Source organism: Undibacterium sp. RuTC16W (genome assembly GCF_049339445.1).
In the GTDB taxonomy this organism is placed as follows: Bacteria; Pseudomonadota; Gammaproteobacteria; order Burkholderiales; family Burkholderiaceae_D; genus Undibacterium.
In genome coordinates this window covers 17,273-29,496 of sequence record NZ_JBMPPE010000012.1, presented here as the reverse complement: position 1 = coordinate 29,496, position 12,224 = coordinate 17,273, and the positions used below count along the sequence as shown (strand labels likewise).

Here is a 12,224-nt window from a genome sequence, read left to right as displayed (position 1 = left end):
ATAGGGCTAGAGAAAAACGGATTAAACTCTTTGCAAAGTACGCGCTGCCTGTTTTGCGAAGTAGAGAACTTGTCCCACGACAGCGTCACGTCCAGCGACAACACTCATGATCAAGGTCGCTGTCTCTCCGGGAATTTGGAGTATCAATATGACACCCTCTCTCGCTTCTACAATGACATCGTCACACTGGCCCAAATTGCTTTCTTCTCCGGCTAAAGCTCCCAAAGCAGCAAACGAACTAGCCATCGCAGACAGGCGCGTTATTTGTGCCGTATTCTCAACACGAGCAGCAACCTCAAAACCATCTTCAGTGGAAATTACAACAGCCTTTATCCCTTTGGCCTGAAAATGAATAAAATCAGCGGCTATTTTTGCGCGATCCCTTAATTCCTGTTTAATCATCATACGTATTCACATCCTGTCTTACTTCCAGCTGAAGCATCAATAAATCCAATAACTCCGCAACATACATCGTCTCGCGAACATCTGTCGACAGGACCGGATACAGTAAACCACGTGCATTGAGATGTGCGGAAAAACGCTCAAGCCCCGGTTCCGGATGTGCATCCATATGCCCAATGGCGACAACACATGCCGTCTCACTAATCAAACGTTTAAAACCATCTAAATACATGTCTAAATCAGACAGAGGATCAGGTCGGCGGTTATCAATCAAAATAATTAATCCCAAAGCGCCGCGTGCCAATATCTCCCACATAAAATCAAACCTTTGTTGACCGGGCGTGCCGTACAGTCTTAATTTGTCACCGTTATCAAGTGTCAATTCTCCGTAGTCAAACCCAACGGTAGTCGTGTTTTTTTTAACGCTGGCATCCGTATTTTGTACTTCCGTACTCAAGGCGAGTACTTCACTCACCACGCCAATGGCGGTTGTTTTACCTGCCCCCATCGGACCGGTGAACAATATTTTGTATTCCACCGTCAGTTACCTTTCGTCAATCGAGAAAGTTTGTTGCGTATGCGCGAGAAAATTCCTGATTGCACAGAGCTTGCAGTTATCTGCCTGGTGAAGTCTTTTACACTCATGTCATTCGACTGCTCGACTACTATCCCCGACTCATATAAATCAAACACAAATGACTTGCACAATGCTATATCCACACCAGAGTTCTTATTCAAGGCAGTGATCGACATTGCCTGCCTGGTCATCACAGTAGCCAGGCGCATACGATCACGGGAGCGGAGCAGATGAGTAGGCGGCCACCGTAACATGCGATAACACCGACTAGTATCTAAATCAGACCAAGGAGCCACCTTGCCAACCTCGGCAACACCATTAATCAGTGTGCCAATACGATTGAATGCAATAGCAATTGCAGCAGAATTTAAAGGCAGATGCAGGTGCTGTTCGCTTTGAATATCGCATGAAGTCAACACAAGCGAATATGGTAGTCTCAGGTTTTTTTGCAAAATAATTTCACTTGCCGCCTCACCATAAATGATCAGATCCGGTGTTACCTCGCTGTACACCCATTTGTGTTTTAAATTCACATTCAATACGCGAACATAGGATTTAAAAAGTTCAGCCTCTCTGCAAGCAACACCTTTAAAACAGAAATAAAGCATTTTTCTTGAGGGCATGGTACCTATTTCTGTTCAATTGGATGACCGGAAAATCAAAAATTTGATCCTCTGGATGTTGCGGTTCTCACTGACTCATGGATGACGAATGATCAGCGCTTATAACAGCACCGGTTGTATATCTCTTGTGCTCGTTGAGCTGCTACCTGGCGTTGCTCTGTCGCCAGTGCTGAATACGGTTCGTCTTCGAAAACGCGATTTGATGCGCTAAAGAGCTCTCCTTTTTGCTGTATCCCGACCAGAGCCCATGCCGCAGATGTCGTGACGTCTTTTTGTCCGAAACGGTCAGTGGCGGTTAACCTCGCAGCAAGAAAAGCCGCTTCTTTATCGCCTTTTTCGGCAAGTGCCGTGGCGCTGCCCAGCAGGTTTTTTTCTTCTTCTCCGACAAAGGGAATTTGATCCGGATTTTCTTTGAGCTTTGCACGATAGACAGCAATCAAGCTAGCCGCTGTTTTATTGAGCTCATAGCTTTGTGCTGAGATATCACCTGCTTTTGCAGCTTCATGCATCAATGCATCGATTTTTTGCAGATCGGCCTTAGATACATTTTTACATTGCTGTTCTTTTATTGTGAGTTGCCATCTGGCGAAGTCTTCCGATTTCCCGGATGGATCTGATCGTCGTTGATCTTCTAGATCCTGAGCAGTGTCTTTGCTCGCTTCGAAATAATCTGCGCAAACTTTATAGTACATAGCCTTACTATAAGCAGGATGGCCGCCGTAAGCGGTTTCTTTTAATGCAAACTGTTTAGGATCTAGGTTAGCGTAATCACTTTTACGCACCTCGACTCCTCCCCAGGCAAACATGCCTAAGCCACTTGCGTTACGATGCTCTTGATCAGATGAGTTTCCAAATAATGGTGTATCTACATTCTTAGTCACAGGCAAAACAGCTTCTGGCGTAAAGACAGCATATCCGACCAATACCAGCACACTTAGAATAATTAATCCGCGTACTTTACGTGACTGTAAAAAAGTCTTCATCATTATCTCGATATGGTTTTTAAATTAGAGTTTCACCCTTAGATGAAACTCCAGGTAGTTAGAGAACATTCATTTCGCAACTATTCTCATTGCAAACCATCAAGAATGGATTTCTGCATTTATTCCCGACAAGTCACCCCATAACTTACTACCGCTGAAATTTATTTTAGCCATAAGTGTGTCAAAATTCGCCCGGGCCTCATTCTGGAGACGTTTAGAATCTGTGCATACAAACGAATTAATATTGGCGATATTAGTGCAGTTGTTTGCATTCATTTTATTCCCATAGAAATCAATAGAAGCTCTTGTTTGAGACAAGGCTTTAAAAGCTGCTTCCATCTCTAGCAAATGGCTATTTGCATCCGCCGCATCGTTGGCAACATCACTTTTTTCTCTTTGCGAAGCATTTTGATTCAAGTATTTTTGTGCGTTCGGAATTTCTTGGTTGATTTTATTAAACGCAAATTGAGATACCCATCCACATGTAGACGATGCGCCGACAATGCTGGCCGATTTGACAATCGCTTTGAAATGAGATGCCGCAGTGGGCTCGGATAGAGGTTTCCAATTAGCCATCAAACCGGAAGCAGCAGTACCACATATGGCCGAGAAAACAGCTTTCGTCATTTGCCCATCCGTTCCACCCGACATTTTAGTTATTAATATGTTAGCGGCGCCCATGGTTCCCCAGCCTGCAGAAGAACGCCAGTCTATATATTCTTTTAATAGTTTGGCTTGTGTCCAGATTCCACTGAGAGCGAATTGCGGCTCATCATACGCATGCGCACTAGGCACCACCAAAGAACTGGCGATCAGTGCAGACATACAGGTGGCTGCGATCTTTTTACTACTTTTTACTTTCCATGTTTTCATGATTATTTCCCTGATTTTTATAAAATAAATCCAGACAACGCATTCAACTACATTGTGTGATGCACCTGGATCCTGGTGTGAATGATTGTTAGTAATGTGCGATCAGTCTTCTCCTCCTTGATGTCTGTCAATATGATGAAACGCATAAAAGAAATCGGCTCCTCCTATGCTGCATATGGCGTATATCGCATACCCTCATCAATCAAACATCAGCCAGAGCGCGATACCGTATATTTTGTTGACATCAGATTCAGGCAAAAATAATGTCGCATTTATTTAATTGCTTTTAACCCGTCATGACTCTATTCATAGACATAGGGCGCCCGGTACAAAAACTTATCGGAATTCAGTTGATTGAGCATAGCTGCGGCCAAATCCGCACGGGCCAGTGTAGAGCGCTGCTGAAGCAGGCGAATCGTCGTTAAAAAATATTGGCTAGTCTGCAGACTATCGGTCAACCGAGGGTGTCGCAAGATAGTCCAGTCCAGCCCAAAATTCACAATCACCTTCTCCACCAGGTCAACCTGTATCGCAGCAGATCTGCTCATTGCCGATGGCCAGAAAAAATGCTTCCAGAATGCGAAAAAACCCAAATAACTATTCGCTCCACATGCTGAGTTACTGATTAAGCGACGCACACCCTGCAAAACAAGTGCCTCAACAATACATTGCGCTTCGACAGCGCGGACCTTGTCCGATACACCATCCTCACAATCGTCAGACACTAAGATCGCTGCAGTCGAGTCACCGATGACCGTACGGATAAATTGAGGATCAGCGATCTCTCCGTGTGCCAGATATAACCTGGGATGCGTCATAGCAATGCACTTCGGATCGCTGGTAACGGCGACGACATAATGTCCACGCAATAAGGCCTGTCTGATTAGCTCCCGACCTGTTTTCGATCCGCTTCCGAAAAGGACAATTTTCTTCATTGTTGATGGCATACTGAATTTGTTTTGTGCATAGTCCCAAATACAGTCAAAACCCACAATCCGACAAATGTCGGATAGCCTCTCATTCGCCATTTGAGATACTGTTACAGAGGTTTTCAGTAAGGACTCAGGTAAAAACTACAAACTCTCATCACAGAAACACGGAGATACAGAGAAAATGCTAGGGCGGTGTAAGCAGTTTCATGAAATATCGATTACAGGATTTTTAGAAACTCCCTGCACATGGTCGTTAGCAACTTGTTATTTTGCGTCGTCCTGTATACAAATTGATCCTCAAAGAGATCAGGAATATGCCACTACTGATGAGTGAACGGGTATGGAGTCATCGCTCTGGCTATTTCTCCTGGCGTGGTTCATCGTCAGAATCATCACTTAGCGAACGACATCAACTCATGCAGAACACAACTCCATTCATCCTGATGCGGGCAATACGCTCTGTACTATTGACGTGCATCGTCAGATCGTCATGTTGTGTGTTCGTTATATTTTTTTACCTGTTGCCCCTTTGTTCTATTGCCGCGGAGCCTGTGTTATCTCCTGTTCAAAGCCAGGCAAAGAGGCTATATCAGCTCTTTGAGACCGAGCAGCTCAATGCCCTGAGTCAAATGCTTGAGCTACAACAACATCTTCCACCCGATGCGTCACAGGACGACAGGCGCATCGTCTTGTCCTATCTGGTTGAACTGTCGATCACCGTGGGGAAGGTCGATGATGCTGTAAAAAACAACACGACGCTCAGAGCCTTCGGCCTGCAATATCACGATGACCTTGCAATTGCGCTGGCGCTATATCACCAGACCAGAATGCTACAAATCGAAGGCAAACAAGAGGACGCCATCGCAGCAATCAAACAAACGCTATACATAGCTGGACGAGTGAACGATAAGAAATTGACGTTTCGCTCCAATATGCTGGCAGGGACTATCTACGAAAATATTGGCGACTTTCAAACCGCACTGCAACACCTGTTTATTGCGATGAACGCATTAGATGGCGATGATCATGAAACCCTGTCGAAGCGATCTACCGCACTGTATTTGATCAGCAACCTGTACTTGGATCTGAAGGATCCGCATCTCGCGCTAGATTACAATGCGAAGGCACTTGAACTAGCCGTGCGATATCACAATTTAAGAATCATCGCCGCCCTGGCAAATAGCCGCGGCGATGCGTATGCCAACATGGGCGAAAAATCAGAAGCGACTAAAGCTTATACTGAAGCGCTGTCTGCTTCGCAGAAGGCGTCAGATCCCGTTGAAGAGGCGACTGCGCTTGGGAGCCTTGCCGGACTGGCTCTTGAACAAGGACATTTCACTACCTGTGCAGACTATGCGCAACGAGCAAAAAATATCCTGCAAAAGATACAATATAAAATTCCTTTGGCAAATGCCGAATTGACCCTTGGCTTATGTCATATCAATCTGGGAGCCACTGCGCTGGGCAACGATGAGGTTGAGCGCAGTCTGGGCATCATGCGGCAAGCCGGACTCAAACCAAATCTGGAGGCGGCGCTAGGACAGATCGTTGACGCATATACAAAAGCCGGTATGTTCCGCGAGGCAGTGAAGACCTTGCAAGAGCAGCGCACTCTGAGCGCAGAAATGTTTCAGGCTGACCGTGACCGTGCCGTCTCGGAATTGCAAGCAAAATTTGACGCTAGTGAGAGGCAAAAGCAAATCAGCTTACTGGAACAACAGAACCGGCTGCAAAATGAAGAAATCAAGATTAAGAATTTGCAACGTGCCTTTGGCGCTTTGCTCCTGATCATGATCGTGGTGATTGGCATTATTTTGCTACGGTCCAAAGAAAAATTGCGTAAATTGGCGATCCGGCAAAATCTGGACAAATCCAAGTTCATGGCAGATGCCGCACACGATTTACGTCAGCCCTTGCAAGCAATTGGAAATTTGCTGGAAGCGGCTAAGCACGCCAATGCCAGAGAAGATAAGGTGAAAGCTCAGGCACTGATACATCTGACGCAATCCGCCACACAGATCATGCGCAAGTCCTTTGATTCTGTGCTGGAAATATCGCGACTTGAGAGTGGCCTGATGGAGGCCGACTATGTGTCGTTTAACCTGATTGAATTGATCAATGATATCTGCATTCCGTTGATGCCCACGGCTGCTGAACACGGCGTACAGCTCCGTACGCGATTCAAGGCAGAAAAAAATATGTTCGCACATAGCGACCGGCATCTTCTGCAACGTGTCATAGACAATTTATTGACGAATGCCATCAAGTACGCAGATCCGGCTAAAGGCCAGTATCGATGCGTCATCATCAGCGTCATCTCATTACCAGACCGGTACCGCATCGACATCATTGATAACGGCATTGGCATTCCCCACAACGAACAAAAAAATATCTTCCGTCCGTTTTACCAAATACATAATCTGGAGCACGATAGAGAAAAAGGTCAGGGTCTTGGATTATCTATCGTCCAGTCAATTTTTCTTTTGCTGGAGGATCACCGTATTCGTATGCGTTCGACAGAAGGCAAAGGTACGCGATTTTCCATCTCAGTTCCAAGAGCACCAGGGCTTACTCCTATTCAGACGCAACAACTGACTTCAGTCAATACGATGGCGGCGGATCTGTCGGGTTTATACGTCTTGCTGGTCGAGGACGATCTTTTGGTACGAATGTCGACTGAAGCGCTGTTCCAGGAATATGGCATTTTGTATGAAACAGCAAAATCCTTTGAGGCGCTGACAAAGAAATTGTCCACACTGGAGCGCATGCCAGATCTTATCTTAACTGATTTTTCTCTTTCTGAGAATTATTCGGCCAGCGATGTACTCAAGGCAGCCTATGCAGAATTTGAACGACATATTCCTACCATCGTGCTTACTGGAAAAAGCGACAATTTTGATGCTGTTCGAAAAAACATATCGGCCCATATCCTGTTCAAACCGGCTGACCCAAATGCGTTGCTCAACAAAATTCGTCAACTGTGTCTGACTGCACAAAATTGAACTACAGCTTAGGAAGCTTAATACGACGTTTAGATACTTCAAATAAAAGTTCTGTGCGTCGCGTTACCTTAAACACTCGAAATAATTTCGGTACATAGTCTTTTCTGATAGTTCCCTCTTCGACACACATTTTTCGTGCGATTGCTTTATTCGATAAGCCCTGACAAAGATAGACAAGAACTTCGAGACATCGTCCGTTTATACCTAGAGATTCCGGCGAAGGGTCAGTGAGTGATGGGAATAATTTGTTGGAATAGATGTTAAACCCAGCAATAGGTTCCGGCAAAAAAATACCTCCTTGCAGTACCGTATCAAGTGCACTTCGAAAAACACCGTTATTACTCATGTCTTTCGGGATATATCCACACGCACCAGCATTCAAACATTGAAATACAACATCTTGCTCAAGGCAACCAGACAACATAACTGCACGGGTGTCCATCTCCTGTTCATGCAGATATTTGAGTACATCAAGTCCGCTGAATTCGGCCTTCAGATCGAAATCCAAGAAGGCGAATTGGAAATAGTGCTTGTCAAGCAGGGCAATGGTCATCGCATAATTGGATGCCTCAAAAACCTTGGCACGAGGCTCGGATATCCTAATCAATTCCGTCATCCCCGCACGTACCAGTCCCTGATCATCCAGCACAAGTATATTTAAAATGGGTGTCTCGGTCACAGTATGTTCCTAGGTTCACAAATACTAAGGAATGAGCCGTGGTTTGTCGTTCAACCATACTCGATTGCTTGGCCAGTCACTTACGGATTTAGTAAAATAAGCTACATAAATGCGAATTTACTTGTCAATATCAAAGTAATTTTTTGTCAAGACTTTCTCTGAAAACCGAGGAAATGAATCAAATATAAATCCAATAGATTCATATTAAGCATTCTTTGAATGTGTCTTGATTTGTCTCTTGTTGAGTTATTTTTTATAGCATCAGAAGCATGTTTTAACCTTTACTCATTTGATATTGTGGATATCCACATCACTCAATTTTTTGGAACGAGGTTCAGCCGATTTTTTTGATGTTGATTGGTAGCGATAAAAATAGATGAAGAAGAAAAATCGAGAGTGTTATAACCTTCATCAGTTTGGGTTTCGCTACTTTGCGCTACTGTCATGTGTGCACGTTTTCCGGTCTTTGATTGCAGGTGCTTGTCGGTAAAGGCGTATACAAGTCCTTCACAATAGGTCCACCGTTCATACCGAGCACTGTGCTCATCGTGGATAACTCTGGAGCATCCTCAATGTGAGCTTCTAGGAAATCTATACTCAAACGTATCGCTTCATGATTATTGCAAAGTGTCGAAATCTCGCAATACCGACTTATTGCTGAGTCGAACTTGCTAATTTCGTTTAGCCTCTCGATTAAAGGATTTCTAGAAACTCCCAATTGGTGATATCTAAGTAACCTTCTACTTGCAGCCACGCTTAAGCAACTTGAATATCTGCGCCATCGTTTAACTCATAATGACGCTGTGCAAGGGGTCACAATCGTCATGACCTTATTCTTCAGATTGATGGCCGTTTTCCACCATCACCGCAGTGCTGCCTTCCACCTCGCCAACGGATAGCGGCTCACAGCGCCCACCTAGGAACTTCGCCAGGAACTGCTCGGTAATAGCCTTGAAACTGATCGAATTGGACGGACGCTGAAAACCATGTCCTTCGTCTGGATAAAGTACATAAGTAACCGGTACGCCGTTGTGCTTCATGGCGGCAACCATCTGATCGCTCTCAGCCTGCTTCACGCGCGGATCGTTGGCACCTTGGCCGATCAGCAATGGTTTGGCGATCTGCGCGGCATGATAAACAGGCGAACGTTCTTTCATCAATTTTCGACCAACTTTGGTGTCACCGTCACCCAACATACGAAACAACTGCGACTTAGCCGCCTCCCAATATGGAGGGATTGACTCGACCAGTGTTTCCAGATTGGATGGGCCGACAATGTCGACACCGCAGGCATACAACTCGGGGTGCGCGCTCATGCCCCACAACGTGGCGTAGCCGCCATAGCTGGCACCCATAATGCAGATACGCTGTTCATCGGCAATACCTTTGGCGATTGCCCAACGAGCTGCATCAACCAGGTCATCGTCCATCCTGGCACCCCATTGCCCGTCACCGGCAGCGACAAACGCTTTACCAAACCCGGTCGAGGCGCGAAAGTTCACACTCAATACCGCGTAGCCGCGATTGGCCAGCCACTGATGCTCCGAGTTGTAACCCCAGTTATCGCGGGCATGCGGGCCGCCGTGTACCAGCAGCACTAGCGGCAACGGTGTAGTGCTTGTCAGCGGTGTATCAATGTGGTCAGCGTGTACCGGCAAGCTCAGGTAGCTAGTCATGTCTAGTCCATCACGCGTCTCGATGGTGGTGTGCTGCATGCGCGTCAGTGGTGCGCCCCTCAGCGCCGGCCGTACATCATAGAGCTTGATGAGTTTTTTCTGCGCCCGTTTGTAGAAGTAGAAACTCGAGGGACTGCGATCTGTGTATGCGCCTACCAGCCACAGTTTGTCATCCTCGGTGCGACTGGTCATTGTCCATTCACCCAGTCCCTGGCTGTCCAAGAACGCCACGTCTGCCCTCAGGCTATCGTCCAACAGGTGAATCTCCCGCCTCTCGTAAGTCGCAATCCAGGCCAGCGGCCGGTTGCTGTCGTTATCGGGCCACATGCCGGTTATATCAGCCTTTGGATGCACCGCGATGACAGTCGGAACCGCGACAGGGTCATCCAGTTCACAACTGACTAATGCCGCAGTATCGCGGCCCTGGCTGTCGACCATGTACATGGTTTTGCCATCGGTACTTAAAGCCTGCGGCCAACTGTTGGCTGAATCTTCGTCCGTAATGGTCCACCAGGGCTGCCAACTATCACCGTCCGGCCGCAGCAGTGCGCGACCGCCGTCGTTCTGTGGGGAAAACGCTAAGCGTACCTGGTAATCATCATCGGTAATGAAGGCGAAGAATCCGGGGTTTTCACGAACAAGTGTGAGTTTGCCGCTATCCAGTTCAACCCGGAACAGGTCTGAGAAACGCGGATCGCGCTGGTTGATCGTGACCAGCACGGCGTCACGTTGTTTGCGGCTGATTTTCTGTAGCTCTGCCTTTGCACCGTCAAACGGTGTCAGGTCGCGTGCGGCACCGCCAGATACTGTCACCGCGAACAGGTGATCGTTCTCGTCACCATTGCTGTCCTGGTGATACAGCAGGTGAATGCCGTCATAGGCCCACGAGAAACTGTAAATGCCGCGACGATTATCTTTAGTAATCGGGCGCGCGTTTGTCAGCGATTGTTGAAGATCGTCGCCGCACTCGCACACCCACAGGTTCATCACGCCATCAAGCGGCGCGACAAATCCCAGCCAGCGACCGCAAGGGCTGATGTCGCAGCCAGCACGTTCAGGATTGCCAAACAGGGTGGCGCGCGGAATCAGTGTTGTTTCTGTCATTATCATCACGGCTCCTCAAGCGCTTGCAATCAATTTCAGCAACAAATCCATCTGCTGCCTTATCATTGGCGTCGTCACCACATTGGCACTGACACGCGCCGCACGCAGGCGCTCACGGGTATCGGCGTCGCCGAGCGCGTGCATCGCGCGGTTGATGTCCGGCATGTCGTCGAAGAATGAGTTCATTGCTGCTTCGTCCAGTTCGCCCTCGCGTTCCGCTAGCCATAGCCGGTGCCAACCGATCATGGACAGGGTTTGATCTGCACGGTCTTGCTCTTCGAAAAATGGTAGTCGGAGATAGTTCAACCAGGTTTGTGCCAGCGGTTGGAACAGACCCACGAATTCACCTGCGATGGAGCGGATCGGCCAGCCCATCGACTCGACGAACATAGTAATAGGAAAACCCCAAGGCGTTTCGTAAGCTTCTGACACTTGTAATGCTGCAGCGCGCACCGCGCGCCACTCCTGTGCGTCGACGCTCTGCCCGGCGAGTTCCCGCTGCCACAGATCGAGCAAGCGAGCCGCCACGGCGGCGAGCGCTGGCTCGATGTGCTCGGACAGCACGAAATCTGGACGCAGCATGGATTGTAGCAATTGCACCGCGTAGCGCGGCACAACGTCAGTCAGATCCGCACCGGGGCGCACGGCGTCTAGCCATTCCATGCCGAAGGCAAGAATGACGTTGTCGCCACGTATGATGAATCCGAGTGGATTGGATGGATCTCCCGTCACCTCGATGCTGGCGGAAATCAGTGCTTCGCTCAGCATCGCCAATTCAAGCGGGATGCCGGTGCGTTGTTGGAATACATCCTTGTCTTGGCTTTCGACCATGGCACCACACAGGGAATAGATGCGCTCCTCCGGCATCCATTTCAGGATCGAAGCGGGTAGCAATTCATTGGCGGCCCAACGTGCGCGCAGTGGGTTAATGAGTTCGGCTTTCAAGGCAGGATCGCCATGGAACGCAGAGATAGTCATATAAAAGTCCTTGAAAATAGTGAAGAAGGTTTAGTCGAGCAACGTATCCAGCTCAATCGAGAGCCGGGTGCGTGACCGTTCTTTTGGCTGCCCCATTCTCACCCCGCCTTTCAGAATAAACATTTGCGGCAGCCCCCGCACACCGAATTGTTCAATCAACTGATTGTTTTCGTCGGCGTTGATCTTCACTATTTTTAATCGTCCTTCATACATGGGTGCAAGTGCCTCCAGCACCGGCATCAGGCTCATGCATGGACCACACCACGGTGCCCAGAAATCGATCAATACAGGCACTTGACTCTGCACAACTTCCTTCTCATAGTTTTCTTGATTCACAACGATTATTTGCTTGGTCATTTTGGATTCTCTTTAATAATTTATTAGGGTCGCAATCA

11 protein-coding genes are annotated in these 12,224 nt (G+C 47.6%); 1 reads left to right on the top strand and 10 read right to left on the bottom strand.

What is annotated here, in order from left to right:
* Positions 1-21: 21 nt before the first annotated feature.
* The 6 genes from ACO0K4_RS18140 to ACO0K4_RS18115 all read right to left on the bottom strand — a co-directional run bounded on the left by ACO0K4_RS18140 (position 22) and on the right by ACO0K4_RS18115 (position 4,393).
* The gene (locus tag ACO0K4_RS18140; RefSeq protein WP_422958084.1) at positions 22-405 is read right to left on the bottom strand and encodes a roadblock/LC7 domain-containing protein; all 384 of its coding nucleotides are present in this window, start codon (positions 403-405) and stop codon (positions 22-24) included.
* Complete coding sequence (locus ACO0K4_RS18135) at positions 395-940, bottom strand: GTP-binding protein (RefSeq protein WP_422958083.1); 546 nt, start codon at positions 938-940, stop codon at positions 395-397. Before ACO0K4_RS18135 ends, ACO0K4_RS18140 begins: the two co-directional genes overlap by 11 nt.
* Positions 941-942: 2 nt before the next feature.
* On the bottom strand, positions 943-1,602 hold the full coding sequence (locus ACO0K4_RS18130) for a hypothetical protein (RefSeq protein ID WP_422958082.1): 660 nt from the start codon (positions 1,600-1,602) through the stop codon (positions 943-945).
* A 92-nt stretch (positions 1,603-1,694) separates the two neighbouring features.
* The gene (locus ACO0K4_RS18125; RefSeq protein ID WP_422958081.1) at positions 1,695-2,588 is read right to left on the bottom strand and encodes a hypothetical protein; all 894 of its coding nucleotides are present in this window, start codon (positions 2,586-2,588) and stop codon (positions 1,695-1,697) included.
* Between the two features lie 96 nt (positions 2,589-2,684).
* Complete coding sequence (locus tag ACO0K4_RS18120) at positions 2,685-3,458, bottom strand: hypothetical protein (RefSeq protein WP_422958080.1); 774 nt, start codon at positions 3,456-3,458, stop codon at positions 2,685-2,687.
* A gap of 302 nt (positions 3,459-3,760) precedes the next feature.
* Positions 3,761-4,393 carry an NAD(P)-dependent oxidoreductase gene (locus ACO0K4_RS18115; RefSeq protein WP_422958079.1) on the bottom strand — a complete coding sequence of 211 codons (633 nt, stop codon included), beginning with the start codon at positions 4,391-4,393 and terminating at the stop codon, positions 3,761-3,763.
* 626 nt (positions 4,394-5,019) lie between these two features.
* Here ACO0K4_RS18115 and ACO0K4_RS18110 point away from each other — a divergent pair.
* Positions 5,020-7,392, top strand: a complete 2,373-nt coding sequence (locus ACO0K4_RS18110; protein ID WP_422958078.1) for an ATP-binding protein — start codon at positions 5,020-5,022, stop codon at positions 7,390-7,392.
* 1 nt (position 7,393) lies between these two features.
* Here ACO0K4_RS18110 and ACO0K4_RS18105 read toward each other — a convergent pair whose 3' ends face one another.
* The 4 genes from ACO0K4_RS18105 to ACO0K4_RS18090 form a co-directional block, all read right to left on the bottom strand.
* Complete coding sequence (locus tag ACO0K4_RS18105; RefSeq protein WP_422958077.1) at positions 7,394-8,071, bottom strand: response regulator; 678 nt, start codon at positions 8,069-8,071, stop codon at positions 7,394-7,396.
* 830 nt (positions 8,072-8,901) lie between these two features.
* Positions 8,902-10,857 carry a S9 family peptidase gene (locus ACO0K4_RS18100; RefSeq protein WP_422958076.1) on the bottom strand — a complete coding sequence of 652 codons (1,956 nt, stop codon included), beginning with the start codon at positions 10,855-10,857 and terminating at the stop codon, positions 8,902-8,904.
* A gap of 9 nt (positions 10,858-10,866) precedes the next feature.
* On the bottom strand, positions 10,867-11,829 hold the full coding sequence (locus ACO0K4_RS18095; RefSeq protein WP_422958075.1) for a hypothetical protein: 963 nt from the start codon (positions 11,827-11,829) through the stop codon (positions 10,867-10,869).
* 30 nt (positions 11,830-11,859) lie between these two features.
* Positions 11,860-12,186, bottom strand: a complete 327-nt coding sequence (locus ACO0K4_RS18090) for a thioredoxin family protein (RefSeq protein WP_422958074.1) — start codon at positions 12,184-12,186, stop codon at positions 11,860-11,862.
* Positions 12,187-12,224 lie beyond the last annotated feature (38 nt).

Coding starts and splice junctions, on each gene's coding strand:
- ACO0K4_RS18140 (WP_422958084.1), bottom strand. CDS start 405: ATGATGATTAAACAGGAATTAAGGGATCGCGCAAAAATAGCCGCTGAT.
- ACO0K4_RS18130 (WP_422958082.1), bottom strand. CDS start 1,602: ATGCCCTCAAGAAAAATGCTTTATTTCTGTTTTAAAGGTGTTGCTTGC.
- ACO0K4_RS18125 (WP_422958081.1), bottom strand. CDS start 2,588: ATGATGAAGACTTTTTTACAGTCACGTAAAGTACGCGGATTAATTATT.
- ACO0K4_RS18120 (WP_422958080.1), bottom strand. CDS start 3,458: ATGAAAACATGGAAAGTAAAAAGTAGTAAAAAGATCGCAGCCACCTGT.
- ACO0K4_RS18115 (WP_422958079.1), bottom strand. CDS start 4,393: ATGAAGAAAATTGTCCTTTTCGGAAGCGGATCGAAAACAGGTCGGGAG.
- ACO0K4_RS18110 (WP_422958078.1), top strand. CDS start 5,020: ATGCTTGAGCTACAACAACATCTTCCACCCGATGCGTCACAGGACGAC.
- ACO0K4_RS18100 (WP_422958076.1), bottom strand. CDS start 10,857: ATGATAATGACAGAAACAACACTGATTCCGCGCGCCACCCTGTTTGGC.
- ACO0K4_RS18095 (WP_422958075.1), bottom strand. CDS start 11,829: ATGACTATCTCTGCGTTCCATGGCGATCCTGCCTTGAAAGCCGAACTC.
- ACO0K4_RS18090 (WP_422958074.1), bottom strand. CDS start 12,186: ATGACCAAGCAAATAATCGTTGTGAATCAAGAAAACTATGAGAAGGAA.